Annotated in this window: 20 protein-coding genes; 17 read left to right on the forward strand and 3 right to left on the reverse strand. The window is 32.2% G+C overall.

What is annotated here, in order from left to right:
* Positions 1 to 63: 63 nt before the first annotated feature.
* The 4 genes from KWG70_RS06420 (at position 64) to KWG70_RS06435 (ending at position 5,188) form a co-directional block, all read left to right on the forward strand.
* Positions 64 to 2,358, forward strand: coding sequence for a T9SS type A sorting domain-containing protein (locus KWG70_RS06420; RefSeq protein ID WP_230935170.1), 2,295 nt, complete (start codon positions 64 to 66; stop codon positions 2,356 to 2,358).
* 65 nt (positions 2,359 to 2,423) lie between these two features.
* The gene (locus KWG70_RS06425) at positions 2,424 to 2,849 is read left to right on the forward strand and encodes a hypothetical protein (RefSeq protein ID WP_230935171.1); all 426 of its coding nucleotides are present in this window, start codon (positions 2,424 to 2,426) and stop codon (positions 2,847 to 2,849) included.
* A 157-nt stretch (positions 2,850 to 3,006) separates the two neighbouring features.
* Positions 3,007 to 4,107, forward strand: a complete 1,101-nt coding sequence (locus KWG70_RS06430; RefSeq protein ID WP_230935172.1) for a type 1 glutamine amidotransferase domain-containing protein — start codon at positions 3,007 to 3,009, stop codon at positions 4,105 to 4,107.
* Positions 4,108 to 4,276: 169 nt separating this feature from the next.
* Positions 4,277 to 5,188, forward strand: a complete 912-nt coding sequence (locus KWG70_RS06435; protein WP_230935173.1) for an AraC family transcriptional regulator — start codon at positions 4,277 to 4,279, stop codon at positions 5,186 to 5,188.
* Positions 5,189 to 5,191: 3 nt separating this feature from the next.
* On the opposite strand, the gene KWG70_RS06440 is transcribed toward KWG70_RS06435, so the two are convergent.
* The 3 genes from KWG70_RS06440 to KWG70_RS06450 form a co-directional block, all read right to left on the reverse strand.
* Positions 5,192 to 5,974 (reverse strand): hypothetical protein, encoded by a 783-nt coding sequence (locus KWG70_RS06440; RefSeq protein WP_230935174.1) that lies wholly within the window; start codon positions 5,972 to 5,974, stop codon positions 5,192 to 5,194.
* 381 nt (positions 5,975 to 6,355) lie between these two features.
* On the reverse strand, positions 6,356 to 7,051 hold the full coding sequence (locus tag KWG70_RS06445; RefSeq protein WP_230935175.1) for a LytR/AlgR family response regulator transcription factor: 696 nt from the start codon (positions 7,049 to 7,051) through the stop codon (positions 6,356 to 6,358).
* Complete coding sequence (locus KWG70_RS06450; protein ID WP_230935176.1) at positions 7,044 to 8,054, reverse strand: sensor histidine kinase; 1,011 nt, start codon at positions 8,052 to 8,054, stop codon at positions 7,044 to 7,046. The genes KWG70_RS06445 and KWG70_RS06450 overlap by 8 nt, the downstream gene beginning before the upstream one ends.
* 176 nt (positions 8,055 to 8,230) lie before the next feature.
* Between KWG70_RS06450 and KWG70_RS06455 the strand changes: the two genes are divergently transcribed.
* From KWG70_RS06455 to KWG70_RS06515, 13 genes are all read left to right on the forward strand, one after another.
* Positions 8,231 to 10,078 carry a class A beta-lactamase-related serine hydrolase gene (locus tag KWG70_RS06455; protein ID WP_230935177.1) on the forward strand — a complete coding sequence of 616 codons (1,848 nt, stop codon included), beginning with the start codon at positions 8,231 to 8,233 and terminating at the stop codon, positions 10,076 to 10,078.
* A 19-nt stretch (positions 10,079 to 10,097) separates the two neighbouring features.
* Positions 10,098 to 11,342, forward strand: coding sequence for a serine hydrolase domain-containing protein (locus tag KWG70_RS06460; protein WP_230935178.1), 1,245 nt, complete (start codon positions 10,098 to 10,100; stop codon positions 11,340 to 11,342).
* A gap of 35 nt (positions 11,343 to 11,377) precedes the next feature.
* Entirely contained in the window at positions 11,378 to 13,372 is a 1,995-nt protein-coding gene (locus KWG70_RS06465; RefSeq protein ID WP_230935179.1) for a serine hydrolase, read from the forward strand.
* 129 nt (positions 13,373 to 13,501) lie between these two features.
* A complete protein-coding gene (locus tag KWG70_RS06470; RefSeq protein WP_230935180.1) occupies positions 13,502 to 13,891 on the forward strand; it encodes a response regulator in 390 nt (129 codons plus the stop codon).
* A 254-nt stretch (positions 13,892 to 14,145) separates the two neighbouring features.
* Positions 14,146 to 15,636 carry a hypothetical protein gene (locus KWG70_RS06475; protein ID WP_230935181.1) on the forward strand — a complete coding sequence of 497 codons (1,491 nt, stop codon included), beginning with the start codon at positions 14,146 to 14,148 and terminating at the stop codon, positions 15,634 to 15,636.
* A 2-nt stretch (positions 15,637 to 15,638) separates the two neighbouring features.
* Positions 15,639 to 16,358 (forward strand): hypothetical protein, encoded by a 720-nt coding sequence (locus KWG70_RS06480; protein ID WP_230935182.1) that lies wholly within the window; start codon positions 15,639 to 15,641, stop codon positions 16,356 to 16,358.
* Positions 16,359 to 16,362: 4 nt separating this feature from the next.
* Positions 16,363 to 16,548: a hypothetical protein gene (locus KWG70_RS06485; RefSeq protein ID WP_230935183.1), complete on the forward strand. Its 186-nt coding sequence runs from the start codon at positions 16,363 to 16,365 to the stop codon at positions 16,546 to 16,548.
* Positions 16,549 to 17,151: 603 nt separating this feature from the next.
* Entirely contained in the window at positions 17,152 to 18,606 is a 1,455-nt protein-coding gene (locus KWG70_RS06490; RefSeq protein ID WP_230935184.1) for a type III PLP-dependent enzyme domain-containing protein, read from the forward strand.
* Position 18,607: 1 nt separating this feature from the next.
* A complete protein-coding gene (speB, locus tag KWG70_RS06495; RefSeq protein ID WP_230935185.1) occupies positions 18,608 to 19,546 on the forward strand; it encodes an agmatinase in 939 nt (312 codons plus the stop codon).
* Complete coding sequence (locus KWG70_RS06500) at positions 19,536 to 20,510, forward strand: deoxyhypusine synthase family protein (protein ID WP_230935186.1); 975 nt, start codon at positions 19,536 to 19,538, stop codon at positions 20,508 to 20,510. The genes speB and KWG70_RS06500 overlap by 11 nt, the downstream gene beginning before the upstream one ends.
* Before the next feature lie 10 nt (positions 20,511 to 20,520).
* Positions 20,521 to 20,829 (forward strand): hypothetical protein, encoded by a 309-nt coding sequence (locus KWG70_RS06505; RefSeq protein ID WP_230935187.1) that lies wholly within the window; start codon positions 20,521 to 20,523, stop codon positions 20,827 to 20,829.
* 40 nt (positions 20,830 to 20,869) lie between these two features.
* Positions 20,870 to 21,121 (forward strand): hypothetical protein, encoded by a 252-nt coding sequence (locus KWG70_RS06510; RefSeq protein WP_230935188.1) that lies wholly within the window; start codon positions 20,870 to 20,872, stop codon positions 21,119 to 21,121.
* A 1-nt stretch (position 21,122) separates the two neighbouring features.
* A complete protein-coding gene (locus tag KWG70_RS06515) occupies positions 21,123 to 21,536 on the forward strand; it encodes a VOC family protein (RefSeq protein ID WP_230935189.1) in 414 nt (137 codons plus the stop codon).
* Positions 21,537 to 21,549 lie beyond the last annotated feature (13 nt).

Genomic DNA, 21,549 nt, shown 5'->3' on the forward strand with positions numbered 1-21,549 from the left:
AAGAAATCATTGCATCTTTTTAAGTCATGATTATCTCATTTTATAAACCTCAAACCAGTAATTATGAAAAAACTATTACTTAGCAGTATTTGCCTTTTTTTTACCATTTTTAACAACGCACAAAACACGCTTATTCCTGATTCAAATTTTGAACAAGCACTTATTGATCTATCTATAGATAGTGATGGTGTTATTAATGGACAAGTGCTGACTTCTGATATTGATACATTAATCGATCTTGATGTTTTCGACAAAGGGATTTCTGATCTTACAGGTATTGAAGATTTTGCAGCTCTCGAGAACTTATATTGTAATTTCAATACACTCACATCACTAGACCTTACTTCAAATTCTGCTCTTAGAGTATTACGCTGCGGAAATAATCAACTCACAAGTATAGATGTGAGTGGGAATCCTGATTTGCAAACCTTATTTTGTGGAGAAAATCAGCTCACAAACTTAGATGTGAGTCAGAATACACTACTCACTAATTTATTTTGCTATAACAATCTTTTAACTAATCTAGATGTTACACAAAACAGTTTTCTCATTTCTTTACGTTGTGAGAATAACTTTTTAACCAATCTTGATTTTTCGCAAACATTTAATCTTCAAAGTTTATTGTGTTATAACAATGACATTACCAACCTGAACCTAGAACTTCAACCAAATTTAGCAAGTCTACTCTGTCAGGATAATGACTTAAACACTTTAAGAGTAGATAATGGTAATAACTTAAATATGACACTTTTTAATGCAACAAATAATCCAAATTTGTTGTGTATTCAAGTTGATGATGCCGCATATAGTAGTGCAAATTGGACGCTTATTGATATTCAGTCCTTCTTTTTGGAAAACTGTAATTATAACTCAACCTATATACCTGATAATAATTTTGAACTCGCATTAATAAATTTAGGCTACGATACAGCGCCTTTAGACAATTATGTTACAACTGCTAACATTGAAAATGTAACCACTTTAGACATTTCTGGTAATAATATATTTGATCTTACAGGAATAGAAGGGTTTAGTTCGTTGTCAACACTGTTTTGTCAGAATAACATTTTACAGACTGTAGATTTAAGTCAGAATACAGCACTCACACAATTGCGATGTCAGAATAATAATTTACTTTTTTTAGACTTAAGCAATAATACAGCATTAACAGGTTTGCGCTGTGATAATAATTCACTGTATAATTTAGAAGTTAACAATGGAAACAATACAAATGTTACATTTTTTAACGCTGTAAATAATCCAAATTTAAATTGTATTTCAGTAGATGATGTTGCATACAGTACGACTAACTGGACTAACATTGATGTACAATCTAGTTTTTCATTAAGCTGTGATTCTGCAATCATTTATGTACCAGACGATAGTTTTGAGACTCAGCTAATAAGTTTAGGTTATGATTCTGGGTTCTTAGATAATTATGTTCCGAAAGCTAATATTTCTTCAGTAACGTTTTTAGGTTTAGACAACTTAGGAATTTCAGATCTTACTGGTATAACAGGCTTTGAAAGTTTGACTGATCTGTCATGTAACAATAACAATATTTCAAACCTAGATTTAAGCGAAACGAATACTATACAAACCATCAATGCCTTTGGAAATGGTATGAATTCAATAGACATATCTGGTTGTATCGATCTCACCAATCTCAACTTAAATTCAAACAACCTTGCAAATCTAAACACGTCACAAAATGTAAATCTTGAAACTCTTAATTGTAATAGTAATGCTTTGACAAGTTTGATTTTAAATCAAAATTCATTATTGGTTGAGCTTCAATGTCAAGATAATCAACTAGGAGCTTTAAATCTTTTAGGAAATCCTAATTTGGAAATTCTCCTTTGCAATGCTAATAACTTACTGGGACTAAATTTATCACTTAATCCAATGCTGGTTTTTTTCAATGGAGATGATAATCTTCTAGAAGATCTAGATATCAGTAATGGAAATAATTCGGCTATAACAACACCAAATTTTTCAACATTAAACAATCCGTCCTTAATGTGTATCACAGTTGATGATGCTGTCTATGCAACAACAAATTGGACCAATAGAGATGCGCAAACTGTATTTAGTGAAGACTGTTCTACATTGTCGGTTGAAACGTTTGATCCAAATGACTTCCTTATATACCCTAACCCAACAGACAGTAGAGTCACAATTTCAGTTTCATATGATGCTGAGTACACCTTTATTAATTTAAATGGACAAGTGCTAAAAAATGGTTTTTTTACTAATGGAATTAATAATTTAAACCTAGAAAGTCTGGCTTCAGGCATCTACTTTTTAAGAGTAAAAACTAAAAATGGTCTTGCCGTAAAGAAATTAATAGTGAATTAAAACATGCCTTTTTCAGGAGTTGTTAAACTTGAGTTGTTATATAGGTGAATCAAATAACAACTATTATGAAAAAGACACTAATTTTATTATTGGCATTAACGATGTTAAACTGTTCATCAGATGATTATAATTCTGATGACAATCAAATCACGCCTGAAGCAACTATTCTTGGTAGATGGGTACCAATGGGTTTTGAAAACACTATTCGATATGAGTTTACGGATACTAAACGCTTTAATATTTATAGTGTCGACGGGACATTTCCTACACTTGAGGAGTTTAACCAACAAAATCCAGAATTAGTAGGTTTAGATTGGTTTTATGAAGGAGACAAAGTAACCATAGATCTTAACTTTGGAAATTTCTCTACATTAACTCCGCAATTCACTTGCGACAATTACGTATTGAAATGGATTAATGATGACGGTGAAACACACAGTGTTTATTTTAGAGAAGGGTATGATATCAACAGTTGTGCAGATATAGAATAACAATTTAGTTTTTAGTATATAAGAAGCGCTACAATCGGTTTAATTGTAGCGCTTTTTTTAATTATTAAATAATTTTTAGTCTAACGGAATTATCATTTCGTCAGTATTTGTGAACGTCTTTCCTGAATTTAGCAAAACAATCATAAAACAAGATGAAATGAAAAGTAAAAAATATAAGATACTAAAATGGACATTAGGTACTCTAGCAAGTATCATTATACTATTAATATGTTTAGGTTTTTGGATTAAGAGCCTAGTGCCTCCAAGGCAAATAGAGATGGAGTCAAGTAAAACTGATGATCTAGCTTATGTCACGAGAAACATTCCAGAACCTCGCGGAAAAATATTAGCTGTTGTCACAAGCACTAGCACGATGGGAACGAGTGGGAAGAGTACAGGGTATGAGCTGACCGAATTAGCAAGAGCTTACTATGTATTTACTGCTAACGGCTTTGAAGTTGATATCGCAAGTCCGTTAGGAGGGAAGCCTCCAGTTGTTATAGATGATGAGGATATGGGTGAATACGATTATGCTTTTTTAAATGATTCTGAAGCCCAACATAAGGCTAATAATACGATCAAGATTGACAACGTTATAACAACTGATTATGAAGCTGTATATTTTGTTGGTGGTAAAGGTGCTATGTTCGACTTTCCAAATAATGCAGCTATACAAGCAATTATTAAAGAGTACTATCAAGAAAGAAAAGTGATTGGAGCCGTATGTCATGGGCCAGCGGCTTTGGTTAATGTCACCTTAGATAATGGTCAGTATTTAGTGGAAAACAAGACAGTAAGTAGTTTTACTAATAAAGAAGAATTGTTACTTATTTCAGATGCCGAAACCATATTCCCTTTTTTATTGCAAGATAAATTGATAGAAGGAGGAGCTCGTTTTAATGAAGGCAGCATGTATTTAGAAAAAATGAGCCATGACGATCATCTCATTACAGGTCAAAATCCTTGGTCAGTATGGGTTTTAGCCGAAACCATGATTAAACAGTTAGGATATACACCAAAAACGAGACCTATTACAGGTGAAGAAAATGCAGTTAGTGTTTTGCTAACCTATGAACGAGAAGGGATTGACAAAGCCAAAGCACTCATGGAGCATATCATGCATGAAAAAAAGGAACCTATGAGTAGATTATTAGTTACTAAGCATAGTATTATTGGTGTTATGAAAGGCGATGTAAAACGCTTTACAAATATTCTCAGACTGGCATCTTATGCTAAGAAATTAGACTCAAGAGAATAAAAATTTGGCTACATTTGAATAAAATAGCGTATTGAATTTTTCAGACATACTTCTTATCATAATAAGTAGCGCAGGACTCTTACACGGTGTTCTATTCGCTACTTTTTTGTGCTTCTTTAAAAAGAGACGGTCGGTTACAAATATACTTTTAGGACTCATTCTATATTTTATGGCCTTTAGAATTGGGAAATCGGTCATGCTCAATTTTGGTAGCGATTTAGAACCCATTTTTATATTCGCAGGTTTAGCATTTTTATTGTTAATTGGTCCACTATTACGTTGGTATGTATTGGGTATGACACATGAAAATTACAAGATGCCAAAAAATTATTTAGTAGAGTTAGTACCCTTTGCAACTGTGTTTTCTTTGAGTTTTTTTGTAACGAAAAATTGGTTCGATAGTAACAGCAAAGAAGTCATTGCTGTATTCGCCAGTGTCCTTATCTTTATTTATTTACACTTGGCGTTTTATATTTATAGTTCAGGACGTATAATACAACGTGTAAAAAAATCATACAAAGATGTCCTACTCACCAAATCTCAAAGAGCTATTTTTAATTGGCTACAGCTACTTATTATAGGATTTATATTTATCTGGTTGTCTTATTGTTTAAATATTATAGAAGATGCTGTTCCGTATGTGACTGGACCTATTGTATATTCTTTGGTCATTTATTTTTTAAGTTATAAAGCATTTCAGTTAAAAATTATGGATATTGACGGTTCAATATTTAAGCAAAATGATGATGCCGTTTTATATCATAGAATATCAAAATTACTCAAAGAAGAAAAACTTTATCTCAACCCACAATTATCATTATTAAGCTTAGGAAAACACATAGGTAAAGGCACTCAGAAAACCTCTGAAATTATTAACCAATATGCGAAACAGAACTTTAACGATTTTATCAATTATTATCGCATTCAAGATGCGAAAGCCTTACTATTAGACGATTCTTCTCAAAATTACACCATAGCTTCAATCGCTTTTGATGTTGGATTCAGTAGCCTATCGTCATTCAATTCTGCTTTTAAAAAGTTTGAAAAGACGACGCCTTCAGCTTATCGTAAAAACATCTAATAACTACTCACAAGAACACCATGCTAAACCACCTATTGGCCAGTATCTCACACATTTTTTCTTACAATTAATGACCATACATCTTATATTGAATGTATAACTGCAAAATCCATAACCAGGACAATTACAATCGCCACCCTTGTCTTCACAGGATTGAGAACAAGCAATATTTGAGCAATCCCATTCGATATATTTAAAACAATCGATCTCATCAAGTTCAGAAGATCCTATTGATATTTTCGAATTAGTAGGATGTTCAATACCTTGCATTTCTCTTAATATTAATAACTCATAGTCGTTAACCTTTAAGGTACCCATAGTCATGCGATCAACATTGATATAAGCTAGTGATCCAATATCTTCAATTGAAAAATCAGTGAGTGTCTCGATTGGTTCCCAACCTAATTCAGTAAATTGTTCTGTACGATCCACGTCGATAACTTCCCAAGGCACATCACCCCAAACGACTTTACCAGATAATTGCCCTATTTGTAGGATACCATTTTTAGGACTACGATACATTGCTATAGATTCTATAGCGACAAGATAACGTCCGTAATCACAGTTATTCATGAACATTTGAGTTCCTTTTAATGCATCTACATTGCTAATCGTCTTTCCATATTTGGCGTTAGCATCTATAAATGTACTATCCTGTACAACAGATTCTTCACTTTGAATTGTTTCTTCTTTGGTACCTGAATCACATGATATGATAATGGTACAGATCATAATTAATGCTAGTGCTACAGGAACACTATGACGGATTGATTTTAAAAATTTCATATGGATTGATTTATGTTACATGTTGTCGCCTCAGTTGAAGAAGAATTGTGGAGACTACTTGCCAAAACTGTATCCTGTAAGATAAGCATTTAGGGTGAGAATATCAAATAAAATATTTTACAACTAGTTGATAATGAGATTGCTATTGAAAGAATATTCTGATAAAAACTTATAACTTTAATTCGTTAGATCTTAGATACTGAACTGCGCCAGCATTAAGCTGAAAGTCTAGGTCTGAAATAAAGCCATCTTATTGTTAAAGATATAAACAATTTTCATGATGCCTATCTTAGGTTGTTTTCTGGAGAAAAAATGGGCAAACTAATTTTAAAAGTGTCATAGAAGGGAAGCAACATATAACAAAAACCAGAATTAACCATGTTATAACTTCGCTAAAACCTCCAATTTTTTAAACACAACAACCTTATACATAGCGCTTACAGGCACTTTTTTGTCTTCAATTAGTAAATGTGTTCTGGTTGCTTTTGTAACGCTCTCCAAATTGGCGATATATGATTTATGCGTGCGTTGAAAATTGTCAGATAGCGATGTCGTTATATTAATAAGTGTTTCGGAGATAAGATACATTCTTGAATCTGTGAAAATTTTCAAATAATTTCCAAAACTCTGAATGTATAGAATTGATTTAAACGAAATATTAACTGGTGTACCATCATGCTTTATTTGAAGTTCTTTATTCGCATCACTTTTTTTAGGCTCTGCAATTTTTGGAACTGAAACTTTATTAATAGCTTTTAAAAAGCGCTCAAGTTTTATAGGCTTCAATAAATAATCTACGACACCATAATTATAACTTTCTAATGCATACTCAGAATACGCTGTAGTTAAAATAACTTTAGGAGGCTTTATCATAGAACGCAAAATTTCCATCCCATTCAATTCAGGCATTTCTATATCCAGAAAAACAAGATCAACATTATTCTGCTGAATAAAATTGACGAATTCAATCGAATTCCCTGTACTTACTACTAATTCAAAGTTGTCAATTTTTGAGCAATACTCTTCTAACACTTTACGTGCAAGCTGCTCATCATCTACGATTCCGATTTTAATCATTATCTGTTTTTTTTAATATTGAAACTGTCAAATCAATAGACAAATTTACACGATATTCTTTGCTCGCATCATCAATGTCTAAGACATGTGAATTAGAATATAAAAGGTTTAGACGTCTCTTCACATTTTCAAGTCCCATTCCTTTTCTATTTGACTCTGTCACCATGGAAGGCTTCGAATTTACCACACAAAAGTAAAGAGTACCATTTTTAATAGAGACAGAAATATCAATTGTACTCTGTTCATTTGTACTTTGAGCACCATGTTTAATCGCATTTTCAACAAATGGGATGAGTAACATTGGAGAAATTCTTAAACTTGAAAGATCGCCTTCAATTAAAAATTCAACAGTACAACGTTTACTCAGTCTTTTTTCTTCAAGTAATACATAATTTTCTATAAACTCAAGCTCTTCTTTTAATAAAACAGATTCCATTTTAGAACTCTCTAATTGGTATCGCATTAATTCTGAAAGTTGCATGACGAGATCAGGAGTTTCTAATGATTGTTCCCTCGAAAGCGAATAAATACTATTTAAAGAATTGAATAAAAAATGTGGATTCACCTGTGCTTTTAAATAATTAAGCTCCATTTCTTTTTGCAATTTTTCTTTCTCGTCATTTTCCTTTTGGATAAGTGTATTTCTTCTTAAGAAAAAAACAGCCATTCCAGCTCCAGTGGTATAAAGAAGAAAGAAGAATATTTTAGATGTACCAGACCAAGTTCCTGTTCTGAAGTAGGAAAAAATTAATAAGCTTCCAATGAGCAGTATGGCATATAAAACATACTTTTTCTTATCTAAGAAAAATGGGATAAGAATAAAATGATTTACCCAAATGAAACCCATAATCATAACAGTATAATCAAGTCCATGTGCGTAAAAAGAATAACTATCATCAAAATTATCTTTGAAAAACAAATTACTTACTGTTTCAAGTAAAAAAACCAATAAAAAGGCTCCTATGTTAAGAAGAATAGTGTTCTTCAATGATCGTTTAAACATACACACTTTTATTAAAACGATAAAGATACTATCTACAAAGGCATTATTCTATAATTTCTTATGAAAGCCATATATCAATGATGAAATGACTTTGTCATTTAACCCTTGTGTTTATCATATTTAAGATAATAGACATGGGTTATCCTATATCTTTATTCAGCATTAAACAAAAAATTATGAAGCATAGTATCACAGTTCTTTTTATCATCATTCTATTTCAATCATGTACAGAAAAATCAAATTCTGATACTACAACCGATTTAACCAAAAAGGTAGAAACTGGTCTCACAACTCGAATACATATAGAGGGCGATTCAACATGGTCTATAGAAGAACGTATGGAACATTATGGAATTCCAGGTGTGAGTATTGCAGTCATACATCATGGTGAAATTGCATGGACAAAAGCTTACGGCGTTGTGGATAAAGAAAGTAAAGTTCCTGTGACAGAACACACCCTTTTTCAGGCAGCGGCAACCAGTATGCCAGTAACGGCTTATGGTGCATTGCGTCTCGTAGAACAACATAAATTAGACTTAGATGAAGATGTTAATAGCTACTTGAAATCCTGGAAAGTACCCGAAAATGAATTTAACAAGGAAAGCAAAGTCACCATAAGAAATCTTTTAAATCACTCTGCCGGAATATATCCTCGCGGAACGGGATCCTATAGTATCAATGAAGAAATTCCAACGCTTGTAGAGATTCTAAACGGAGCTTTTCCAGCAACAAACGAGCCAATTACTGTAAATAAAGAGCCTGGTGAAAGTGTTCGTTTTGCATATGCTAGCTATGTGCCCATACAACAAATGATGCTGGATGTTGAAGAAAAAACATTCCCAGAGATCATGCATGAATTCGTGTTGCAACCCTTAGAAATGAACAACAGCACGTTTAACCAATCACTTACTAAAGAACAATTAGCGATGACGGCCACTGGTTATTTATCAGATGGTTCTATGGTTGAAGGCAGAAGGCATATTAGCCCATCAATGGCTTCAAGTGGGCTATGGACTACTGCTGAGGACTATGCAAAATTTATTACCAACGTACAGCAAACCCTAGAAGGTAAGAGTACTAAAGGATTATCAAAAGACCTGACAAAATTAATGGGGACACCATATGGAGTGGATAATTCTACTTGGTCATTTACATTGGGTTTAGGATTTCAGCTTTTTAATAAAAAGGATGAAATCTACCTAAGACATCACGGATGGAATACAGGTTTCTATACCGAAATAGTAGCTCATAGAGATAAAGGTTATGGCGTGGTTGTAATGACCAATTCTACATTTCCAGAATTTAATGCTGAAGTGATACGCTCGGTAGCACAAACATATAATTGGGATAATTATGTTCCTGTATATAAAAAAATGAAAATTGAACAGTCTTTAGTTGATGAAATTACTGGTAGATACGAGTCCGATAACGTCACTGTAGAAGTTTTTGAAAAGGACAACCTACTATTCTATAAAAATATACTTGACGTAGAAGCTGATGAACTCATCAAAGTCTCAGATCATAATTTTGTTAGAAGAAATTCTAGCCGATTTATCCAGTTCAAACCAAATTCCGAAGACGAAACTATCAATTTAATTCATCTTTATAGAAGCGATAAGGCCTTAGCTGCAACTTTTGTCAAGACCAATACAGATAAAAAAGAGCCTATAGAATTCCTTCTCGAAGATGACTTTGAAAATGCGCTTAAAGCCTATAGAACTTTAATCAAATATGATCCTTCTAACCCTAGAGTTACTGAAGACTATCTCAATGACATAGGTTATGATTTTTACCATGATAACAGAATGAAATTAGCGCAAAACACTTTCAAATTGAACATCATGCTCTATCCAAAAAGTTTTAGAGTCTACGAAAGTTATGCAAAAGCTTGTGCGAAAATTGGAGATACTGATCAGGCCATTTTAAATTACTCAAAATCACTTGAATTAAATCCACAAAATAACGAAGCCAAGTACAGGCTTACGGAATTACAAAAAAGCAAGCAAGCAGTCGCTAACAAATAGTTATAAATACTAAGAGATTATGAAAAAAAAATTAGGACTACTACTTTTAATTGTTCTTTTTCTTACATGTAAAAATGAGCCAAAAAAGAACACCGATATCTTAAATACTGGAACTCCAAAATATGAAACCTATAATTATTCCGGATTTACAAAAGAAGAGATCTATGGATTCCATAAGCGCATTTATGAAGGCGGCAATTGGACCGAATATGGCGATTTGGAGCGGTATTTTTATTTAAACTTCTCCGAGATAAAAAAACACTCACGCATACTGAGAGCTGATACACCAAAAATTCTTGAGGAAACACCAAGAGATGATGTGAAACATTTTATTACTCCAGCCAATTTAAAAAAGGGTGGAGGACTATCATTAAATGACTATGTACAGCAAGTTGAAGTAAATGGCTTAATTATAATTCATAAAGGTAAAATCGTTTTTGAAGGCTATCCAAGAATGTTTCCAACCGATTTGCATATTAACATGCTAATAACCCAAGTCTTTGTAAGTACTTCAGTAGCTATTTTGGAGGATAGAGGTTTAATCGACACGAGCAAACCCATTGATTATTACTTTGATGGTCTAAAAAACTCAGGTTGGGAAGGTGTTCCAGTAATAGATATACTTTCTATGAGTTCTGGCATTGATCGTGTCCCATTGGAGACCTATGAAGCAAGTTTTGATCCAATTAAAGATTTAGCTCTTGCAAAATCTAGCAAACCTTCTGGAGCAGAAATTCAATTTAGTAATGCAGATGCTATGGTATTAACCTTACTCGTTGAGAAAATTAGTGGTCTTACCTTTCGGGATTTTGTGGAACAGGAAATTTGGAAAAAGATAGGAGCTGAACACAGTGCTCTTTTAGGATTCAATACCAATGGAACCTCGATTTCATATGCCGATGGTATGTCTACAACACTTAGAGACCTTGCCAGATTTGGTCTTGCTTTTACACCTAGTGGTAGAAAAAATGCCAATCCGATAATTTCTGATGCACACTTATATAAAATCCGAGATGTCAATAAAAACCTTAAAATAAAATCACGACAAACTGGAGACACGATATACAGCAGTTATCAATGGGGAGCTGTGTATGAAGATGGCGATTTGTATAAAGGCGCACATGGAGGTCAAGGTCTTTATATTTCACCTTCTAGAGATTTGGTAATCGCCTATTTTGGAACCGCCAATATTGATCGAGAACGGAATCAACTTAATATCATATCTAGACAACTTTCCAAATCTGGATTGTTTGATCTTGACTAATATACAACATCAAACATTTAAGACACACAGAAATTATGAAAAACAAAATAAGACTTCTACTATTAATAGTTCTATTGCAAACAGCGAATACCTTTGCACAAGAAATAAATGCAAACAAAGATTTCCAAGCCGTAAATAGCTCGTCCTTAGTAGTACCACAAATTCAAGTCATTCCAATAAAAGATACGCAAACAGAACGACAGTATGAATTGTATATAGAGTTGCCAGAAGATTATTCAGAGAACACGAATAAAACCTATCCTGTACTTTATTATACAGACGCTAAGTGGCATCTTGAAATACTCTCTTCCTGCCAAGAATTTATTCTTGAAGATGTTATTCTAGTTGGAATTTCTTATCAATTGGACATCAATGAGAATCTAAAAAAAGACGTAGGAGTCTATGTGAGTAGGTTTCGAGATTACTCGATAAGAGAACACAGCAATCCTGAAATTCAAAAAAAAATACAGTTTGGACAAGCTCATAAGCATCTTGACTTTATTCGTAATGACATCATTCCCTATGTAGACAAAACCTTTCGTACAGACCCAAACAGTCGCACCTACTTTGGCTATTCATTGAGTGGTGAATTTGGTGCGTATATTCTAATGACTCAACCTGATACCTTTAATAATTACATTATTGGAAGTCCAACAGTTAAAGGTGAAGTCGATTATCTAACGGAAATGAATGCCAAATTTGGACCTTATGAACCATCCAATAGAAACTCAAGTTTGAATGCCAATGTTTTTATTGCATATGGCTCATTGGAAGAAGAGAGCGTGGTTGCGCCTATGGAGGCATTTATTAAATTATTAAATGATAGACGAGATGATGGTTTATCTGTATATAAAGAAGTGATTGATGGGAACCATAGTACTGCATTCCCCACAACAGCAGTTCGCAGTGCCGCTTGGTTGTCATCTTTGATACATCCTATTTCAAGTTTGGGTAAAGAGGTATCATTCTGGTCGATTCCAAATCTCAACAAGCCCTATGTCAGTACAACACCAGAGGATAGAAACGATGGCATATTGGTTGACACCTTAGCTGTGAGTAATAAAGATCAGGAGATGATTCGCAAAGTTTCCCAAGAGATTTTTGACGGCAAATATGGTAATTACGATGCGCTACTTATTTCGCATAAGAATACATTGGTTTATGAATCCTATTATAAAAAAGGGCGTGTTAACGTACCACACGGACAAGCATCAGCTGTAAAAGGATATACCAGTTTGGTTTTAGGTAGAGCCATTCAAATGGGGTACTTATCTATGGAAGATCTCAACAAACCCTTGATTAGTTTTCTAAAAGAGATTAACCCTGAAACACTTGCCAAAGGGGCCGAAAACATCACACTTCATAAGGCATTGACCATGCATGGAGGACTAACTATTGACAGAGAAGAATGGAAAGCATTTGAGAAGGATTCCGTTCGATTAAAAGGTCAAGGGCTGGTTCAAACGCTTCTTGAGCAAAGCGCACCTATAACCGATGCGTCTCAGACGTTTTTGTATGGTAATTTTAATCCGATAATGGTAATGGCAGTCATTGATGCTGTTGTTCCAGGAACAGCCGAAGACTTTATTAAAACCGAGCTACTTGATAAACTTGGTATTACCGATTATAAATGGTCAAAACACGTAAGTGGATTACCTCAAGCAGGATGGCGCGCCAGTCTAATGTCTCGTGACATGCTCAAACTAGGACATTTGGTGCTCAATAATGGTAAATTAAATGGCGAGCAACTTATTTCTGAAGACTATCTTGCCAAAGCCACAAGTGGTATTGTAACACCAGCAATAGATTGGATGCCTAAAAACTATCGTTATGGCTATTTTTGGTACTATACGCCAGTTAAGGTTGGTGATAAAAGCTATGATATGACATTGGCTTGGGGAGGCGGAGGCCAACGCGTTATGGTCGTCAAAGAATTGGATTTAACCATTGTCATTTCTGGTCATGATAGAGACGACGATAAAATCATGATGCCTATTTTTGACACTGTAGTGCCTACATTTGCTAAATAACAATCCTCACATACATAGACTTAAACATAACATTTTTATTCAGATTAAAATGCTTTGATTACATTTATACATGCTCATAAAATGTTCTATTCCATAAACAATGTTGAATAGAATCTAATTTAATAACGCATGACTATTAAAACAAAAAAGGCTAAAATAATCATTGTTGAAGATGACAAGCGCATTGCTCAAGATATCTCAAATAGACTTGGTAATAGCAACTATCAAATCTTAGGTATTGCTGGTACCGCTCAGAACGCACTAGAACTCATATCACAACATCCAGATGTAGATATACTATTGTTAGATATTGTTTTGGAGGGCGAATTAGATGGTATTCAATTAGCTGGTATCATAAATGAAACATACAATATTCCATTCATTTTTCTAACGGCTTATTCAGATTCATCCATTGTAGAGAAAGCTAGTAAAACAAAGCCTTATGCTTATATATTAAAACCATTTAATGAACGTCAGGTCAGCATAGCCATAGAATTAGCTTTAAATAATTTTAAATGAGATTCACGAGTACCTTTTTATACAACCACGTAGGAGGGAAGCATTATGTCTAGAACCAATTAAAATATTTTTAGTATATTTAAGGTAATCACTTGATTGTTAGTGATTATCTCTCCCTATTTAGTCATAAAGCAGCATAATTTTTATGAATTACCCAGTATTGGGTATTTTTTCTATTGACTATTATAACCAATTTTATTCAATAATAAAACCGTCTTGATATGAAGTCTAATTTTTACTATTTATTACTATTCTTGTTTGGAATAAATAATATTCTAGCGCAAGAAATAAATCAAGAAAAGTTATCAAAATTAACTTATGACTATTCCAAGGATGAATTAACCGGTAAAATGCCATTTGATGACTATTTTAAAATAATCTTCAAAGGAATTGATCCAAATAATATTTACAAAGCATATTTATTTGAAGTAAAATATGAAGAAGACAAACTTAAAGTAAAAACAAAAAACAATTTGGTTCAAGGACCAGGAGTACAATTGTCAACTGTTGCCAAGAGATTACAAAATTTAACAATAAATAAAAATAAAGAGCATAAGAGTTCAAGTCAGAGTATTGTATCACCCTTAGACCCAGAAAGAACTTACGTAATTACAGTGTTCAAAAAAAATTCTGATTCAAATCAATTGATTTTTAATAATTTTTTTGATATGGTTTCTAGACCAGCTTCAGTTCAAGATCAAATTAACTACTTTAAAGATAATATAATTCCATTAAGAGATAATTTGGATAAGTTTACAATTCCGATTTCTGCCTTTCCAAGTAATTTTGCTGGTTTCATTGCAAGAATAACACCTATTCTTGGCTTTTATAATAACCCAATAAACCAGCCAAATTTGAATGCTATAGTAATAGATCCAAGAATTACGCCAGCAATTATTTCTACGATAGCAAATAGTTTTAAAGATAAAGATCTCGAATCTAAAACATTTAATGAGGTAATGCCAATGTTTCTTAATGGCCAAAATTTAAAAATTCAATCCTTTAGTTTTGGTATGGATAACAAAGTGAAAATTTATAACTACGATCAAAGAATTATAAATTTAAAAAACAATATAAAGTTATTAGAAAAGCTAAAAAAAGAAGTTGAAACATTGCAATTAATTCAAAATAATGGAAACATAAACCTTTTTTATACGAGTTTTGTTATTAATGAAATTAATACATTAAAATCCAATCTTCAAAGTCTAGTAGCATTTAATGTTAAGTTAAAAAACCTCGTAAATGCTCAACTGCCAGAAATAATATTAATACATGCAACAACACTTGGTAATGACCTAAAAACGTCAAATTCTAGTGCCTTAGTACCAGATGTTGGCATCGTTAATGCTGTGGGATATAACAGCTCCGGTGATATAAAGTATATTGCTCGACCTTATCTTGGATTAAACTGGCATTTTTCTGGTATTAATAGAACACAATATTTACGAGAAATTCCAAATTTAAAATTTAGACACAGGTGGTCTGTCTCAGTTGGAATAACATTGGGAAAAATTGATACTGAGGATTATGAAGATTTTTATAACGGAATAAGTCCAACTTTAGGAATGAACTACAGGCTAACAAGGCAAATTAGAGTTGGATTCGGAACATTATTTGTACGCGAAAAAAAACCAAATCCAATTGTAGAAAATACGAAAGTTGAGTTAGCTCCATATCTAAGTTTGTCATTTGATTTAGGACTATTTAGTGAGGCCTCAAAATTAACCAAATTAATAGGATTTTAATTATGAAAAAATTAAGTAAAGCTTTATTAGCAATAATATTTGTATATGCTTGTAGTACAGAAACTGTACGATTTAATGACTTAGCAATAGTCACGAAAAATAAAGAAGTTATTAAAGCAGATGGCTTTGATAGTGCCGTATTTACCGTAAGGTTTAATGCAGGAAGTGATATTAATCTAATAAATGCAAACGCTCAAATCATTAATGGTAGATTTATTGATTCTAATACTAATGAGTTAGAGATACAACCTGTTAAAGACCCAGATGGAGTTATTAGAGCAAACATTGGTGTTATCAGTACTACTATTGTTGATAGTTTAAAAGTCATATTCAATATCAACGAGTTTAAGACCATCTCGAAATTGAGTAGTATTAAATCTGTTCCAGCAACTATTAGCCTCCAAGCTTCAGCTTTTAGCGTAGCAAATAGTTTTGAAAGTGAAATTGAAATAACTGGTACTATATTAAATAGCGAGGGAAAAAAAGCTTCTAATGGTTATCAAATAATAATTAGCGATACATTCGAAAATGGCATAGCGGTAAATGGATTATTTCGAGATACGTCATTAGTTACAAACAATGGTCAAATATCTTTTATTTATAGCCCTGGACCAGTGAACCCTGATCAGTTTATAAATTTAACGGCTACAATAATAGATGATGAAGGTTTACCAATTGGTATCACTAATCAAATTCAAATATATGTAACTAATAACGATTAAAAATATGGAAGTACAAACAGAACAAATCAATGCGGCAATTGAAATATTTTTGGAATCAATAAATGCCCAAAATTTACAGGCTATAAAAATAAGTTTTAAAGAAAAATCTTCAGATCCCGGAATACTAATTAATTGTGGCTGGGAGTGGGATCCTATTAAAAAAGATTTAATATGGAAATGTTATCCTTAAAACATTGTATGCCTTTAAAAACTATTCATCTACAGAATCATCATATTTTAATAGTATGTCAAATACCTCATAAATGAGCTATTACGCAAACGGCACATAAGTGTACTATAATGTACTTGCGTTATGTAACTTGAGCTTTGGGTAAAAGCGAAAGTTTAATACATCTTTTTCTTTATTTTTTTCTTGACAAATGTTTCTCTACGATGTTAATGCAACACTCTTTATGCGACGACGTAGGAGGGAAGCATAATGTGTGTGGAATGGGAGAATGTTATAAAAAAAATTAAAAAACAGTGAAATATTAAATTTTTGTATTTAATTTAGTATTACAAAAGCTTTTATCATAGGAGCTTTTAGCTGAACAAAGTGAAACATGTTTATAAGTTCGGTCTTTTGAAAATTAGGAAGTCATATTCAAAAGAAGCTTACGGAGTAAGTCACCGAAATTTAAAGCTAACTTCCGTAGTAAAAAATATATCTACTCTATATAAATTGTGTTTTATCCCCAAAATGCAATATCAAATTATGATTTGATTTTAGTTATTAATTCTTTTTAGGAAAGCTACATGCTTTCGTATTCTAATAACTTTTATCACATTTATAATGAACACAAAATATATTGATTTAATCAATCAGACATTTGATTTTCCTCAAGAAGAATTTCTTCTTGACAAAGATTACTTGCACTTTCATGATGTTGACCTAAATAAATTGGTTGAAACTTATGGAACACCATTAAAATTCACATACTTACCTAAAATCTCCGAAAATATTAATAAATCAAAAGTATGGTTTAATACTGCCATTAATAAGCATAACTATAATGGTAGCTATAACTATTGTTATTGCACAAAAAGCTCACATTTTAATCATGTTTTGAACGAAGCTTTAAAAAATGATATTCATATTGAAACATCTTCTGCTTTTGATATAGATATCGTAGAGATTTTAAAAGAAGAAGGAAAAATAAACAATAATACGTATGTTATTAGTAATGGTTTTAAAAGAGCAGAATATGTAACGAATATCGCAAGGTTAATCAATAATGGTCATCAAAATTGTATTCCAATTATTGATAATTATGAGGAGATTGATTTACTGTCAAATGAGATTCATGGAAACTATAATATAGGCATTCGTATAGCTTCGGAAGAAGAACCCAAATTTGAATTTTACACCTCTCGATTAGGAATCGGTTATAAAAACATAGTTCCATTCTATAACAAGCAAATTAAAGCCGACCCAAAAGTAAAGCTTAAAATGCTTCACTTCTTCATTAATACTGGTATTAGAGATAATGCGTACTATTGGAATGAACTTTTAAAATGCCTTAAAGTATATACAAGTTTGAAAAAGATATGTCCAACTCTTGATAGTTTAAATATTGGAGGTGGATTCCCTATTAAGAACTCATTAGCATTTGATTTTGATTATGAATACATTATTGATGAAATCATCAATCAAATTAAATTGACTTGTGAAGAAGAAGGTGTAGATGTCCCCAATATTTTCACAGAGTTTGGAAGTTTTACAGTTGGTGAAAGTGGTGGAGCAATTTATGAAGTCTTGTATCAAAAGCAGCAGAATGATAGAGAAAAATGGAATATGATAAACTCTTCATTCATCACAACACTTCCAGATACTTGGGCGATTAATAAACGCTTTATTATGTTGCCCATAAACCGTTGGAATGATGCTTATGAGCGTGTTCTTCTCGGAGGTTTAACCTGTGATAGTGATGATTATTATAATAGCGAGCAACACATGAATGCTATCTATTTACCAAAATATCATAAAGACAAACCATTATATATAGGCTTTTTCAACATTGGAGCTTATCAAGAATCTATAGGTGGTTATGGAGGTTTACAGCATTGTTTAATTCCTGCTCCCAAGCATATTTTAATAAATAAAGATGCACATGGAAATATTACAACACAATTATTTAGAGAACAACAAAAAAGTGAAGAGTTACTTGAGATTTTAGGCTATGATAAAGAACCTAAAATTAACACGATTCAAAATTTAAATACTGAATTACAATTAGCAGACAAATAAAATGGAAATTAAAACTTACGCTGGAATATCAGAAGAGTATGCAAAATTAGAGCATTCGAAGATTGTATTGATTCCTGTCCCTTATGATGGAACAAGTACGTGGCAAAAAGGTGCAGATAAAGGACCTAAAGCATTTTTAGAAGCTTCTAAAAACATGGAACTCTATGATATTGAAACCGATTCTGAAGTTTATAGACAAGGCATATACTTAACTCAACCTATAACGATAAATGCTACACCAGAAGCTATGGTAGATGCTGTACATCAGGAAACTAAAAGCTATATAAAAAAGAACAAATTTGTGACTGTTTTTGGCGGAGAACATTCTATATCTATTGGAACAATTAGAGCATTTAATGAAATGTTCCCAAGTTTAACAGTATTGCATATTGATGCTCATGCAGATTTGCGACAAAGTTATGATGGTAGTACTTGTAATCATGCTTGTGCAGTTTATGAAGCCAGTCAAAACACAAATTTAATTCAAGTAGGTATTCGATCTATGGACATTATGGAGAAATCCATTATGAATCTAGATAAAACCTATTTTGCACATGAAATGGTTATGGATGATTCTTGGATGGATTCAGCGATTGATCAAATGACAGACAATGTATTTATTACATTCGATTTAGATGCTTTTGATCCTTCCATTTTGCCAAGTACTGGTACTCCCGAGCCTGGAGGTTTGTTCTGGTATGAAACTTTAGATTTTTTGAAACAAGTCTTTGCAGAAAAAAATGTCGTCGGTTTTGATATTGTTGAATTATGCCCTAATGAAATAGATAAATCATCAGATTTTCTTGCAGCCAAATTATACTATAAAATGTTGAGTTATAAATTTCAAAACGAGGATTCTGAAGATAATTATGAAGAGACTTACGATGAGTCTAATATATTAGGTAACTATTTAAAATTTAAAGAAGAAGATGACTACTAAAGGCACCATTACCAACTTTATAGAAGAATACTTTCTACATTTTAATGCTGCTACAGTTGTTGATGCTGCAAAAGCCTATGAAACTCAATTAACTAAAGGCTCTAAAATGTTAGTGTCTTTGGCTGGAGCAATGAGTACAGCTGAAATAGGAAAGATTTTTGCTGAAATGATACGTCAAGATAAAGTACATATTATTTCGTGCACAGGAGCAAATTTAGAAGAAGATATCATGAACTTAGTTGCACATTCTCACTATAAGCGAATTCCTGATTATCGTGATTTAACACCTAAACAAGAATGGGATTTATTAGAACAAGGACTCAATCGCGTTACAGATACTTGCATTCCAGAAGAAGAAGCATTTAGAAGATTGCAAAAACACATTTATGAAATTTGGAAGCAAGCCGATATAAGAGGAGAAAGATACTTACCACATGAGTATATGTATAAACTATTATTATCTGGAGTACTAGAAGAATACTATGAAATAGATCTAAAAGATTCTTGGATGTATGCAGCTGCAGAAAAGAACTTACCAATTGTATGCCCAGGATGGGAAGATAGTACTATGGGAAATATTTTTGCAAGCTATGTGTTAAAAGGAGAAGTAAATGCAAATATTGTGAAGTCTGGAATCGAGTATATGACCTTTCTAGCAGATTGGTATACTGATAATTCTAAAAACGGAATTGGTTTCTTTCAAATAGGAGGTGGAATCGCAGGAGATTTCCCAATCTGTGTCGTGCCAATGCTATATCAAGATATGGAACGAACAGATACACCTTTTTGGAGTTATTTCTGCCAAATAAGTGATTCTACTACAAGTTATGGTTCGTATTCTGGTGCTGTTCCTAATGAAAAAATAACTTGGGGAAAATTAGATATTAATACACCAAAATTTATAATTGAGAGTGATGCTACGATTGTTGCTCCATTAATCTTTGCCTATTTGTTAGGCATGTAATACTAAACAAATGATTCGTAAAATTGTAGATTACCAAAAACTGAATGAAGATATTTTAAATCTTCTAATAGAAAAATTCCCTGAAGGATATGCTGACAAAGATATAATAGCCTTTAGAAATGCCCAAAATGAATATATTGAAGCGGTTGAAGTAAGAACTGAAGATACTGTCTATTTAATAAAAGTTGGAAAACGATTAGTTCAAGCTATGGAAGAACATGAAGAAGAACTAGAGGTCGATAATGACGATGAGGATGATAATGATTCTATTAATGATAATATAGATATTGATGCTTTAAATGAAGAGGATTTAGAATAATCTATGAAAATTAAAAACCATAATTATAAACTAAGTAGTTATGAAACCAATGTATGAAACAGTAATTTTTAAATCTTATGAAAACGGATTCTATACATTTACTTTTGATAATGGTGTAGATATGGATTTTGAAGAGATACATCCTCAAATATTAATGAGGTTTGATTTAAAAAATGATAAAACTCTGCTAAACAAAGTATTTCATATAGCTTACTCTGAAGATATTGTTGATGATGAAGATGACTTTATTATATATAGAATAGAATATTTAGAACTAATTAACGCAAATTAATATGGATAATTTATTTCACCTTTCATTGCCTTGTATAAATTTGGTTGAAACTAAAATGTTTTATGTAGATACAGTAGGAGCTACTTTAGGAAGATATTCTAATAATTGGGTAGATATTAATTTATTTGGACATCAAATAACGTTTACTCAAGCAGGTAAATTTAATTTTAATTGTCCTAATTATGTATTCGAGGGAAAAACTTTGCCTTCTTTTCATTTTGGAATTATATTAAATGTTGAAGAATGGGGGAAAATGTATACAAAACTGAATAACCTCAATTTAGAATTAGTAACACAAACAACGTTTTTAAAAAACAATCCTGGCGAACATTTATCATTTTTTGTTAAAGACCCAAATGGCTATATGTTGGAGTTTAAAAGTTTTAAGGAACCAAAACATGTTTTTGATCTATAATTAATTCGATTAG

The organism is Psychroserpens luteolus, from assembly GCF_021032705.1.
Classification (GTDB): Bacteria; Bacteroidota; Bacteroidia; order Flavobacteriales; family Flavobacteriaceae; genus Psychroserpens; species Psychroserpens luteolus.

Coding starts and splice junctions, on each gene's coding strand:
- KWG70_RS06420 (WP_230935170.1), top strand. CDS start 64: ATGAAAAAACTATTACTTAGCAGTATTTGCCTTTTTTTTACCATTTTT.
- KWG70_RS06425 (WP_230935171.1), top strand. CDS start 2,424: ATGAAAAAGACACTAATTTTATTATTGGCATTAACGATGTTAAACTGT.
- KWG70_RS06430 (WP_230935172.1), top strand. CDS start 3,007: ATGAAAAGTAAAAAATATAAGATACTAAAATGGACATTAGGTACTCTA.
- KWG70_RS06435 (WP_230935173.1), top strand. CDS start 4,277: ATGGCCTTTAGAATTGGGAAATCGGTCATGCTCAATTTTGGTAGCGAT.
- KWG70_RS06440 (WP_230935174.1), bottom strand. CDS start 5,974: ATGAAATTTTTAAAATCAATCCGTCATAGTGTTCCTGTAGCACTAGCA.
- KWG70_RS06445 (WP_230935175.1), bottom strand. CDS start 7,051: ATGATTAAAATCGGAATCGTAGATGATGAGCAGCTTGCACGTAAAGTG.
- KWG70_RS06450 (WP_230935176.1), bottom strand. CDS start 8,054: ATGTTTAAACGATCATTGAAGAACACTATTCTTCTTAACATAGGAGCC.
- KWG70_RS06455 (WP_230935177.1), top strand. CDS start 8,231: ATGAAGCATAGTATCACAGTTCTTTTTATCATCATTCTATTTCAATCA.
- KWG70_RS06460 (WP_230935178.1), top strand. CDS start 10,098: ATGAAAAAAAAATTAGGACTACTACTTTTAATTGTTCTTTTTCTTACA.
- KWG70_RS06465 (WP_230935179.1), top strand. CDS start 11,378: ATGAAAAACAAAATAAGACTTCTACTATTAATAGTTCTATTGCAAACA.
- KWG70_RS06470 (WP_230935180.1), top strand. CDS start 13,502: ATGACTATTAAAACAAAAAAGGCTAAAATAATCATTGTTGAAGATGAC.
- KWG70_RS06480 (WP_230935182.1), top strand. CDS start 15,639: ATGAAAAAATTAAGTAAAGCTTTATTAGCAATAATATTTGTATATGCT.
- KWG70_RS06485 (WP_230935183.1), top strand. CDS start 16,363: ATGGAAGTACAAACAGAACAAATCAATGCGGCAATTGAAATATTTTTG.
- KWG70_RS06490 (WP_230935184.1), top strand. CDS start 17,152: ATGAACACAAAATATATTGATTTAATCAATCAGACATTTGATTTTCCT.
- speB (WP_230935185.1), top strand. CDS start 18,608: ATGGAAATTAAAACTTACGCTGGAATATCAGAAGAGTATGCAAAATTA.
- KWG70_RS06500 (WP_230935186.1), top strand. CDS start 19,536: ATGACTACTAAAGGCACCATTACCAACTTTATAGAAGAATACTTTCTA.
- KWG70_RS06505 (WP_230935187.1), top strand. CDS start 20,521: ATGATTCGTAAAATTGTAGATTACCAAAAACTGAATGAAGATATTTTA.
- KWG70_RS06510 (WP_230935188.1), top strand. CDS start 20,870: ATGAAACCAATGTATGAAACAGTAATTTTTAAATCTTATGAAAACGGA.
- KWG70_RS06515 (WP_230935189.1), top strand. CDS start 21,123: ATGGATAATTTATTTCACCTTTCATTGCCTTGTATAAATTTGGTTGAA.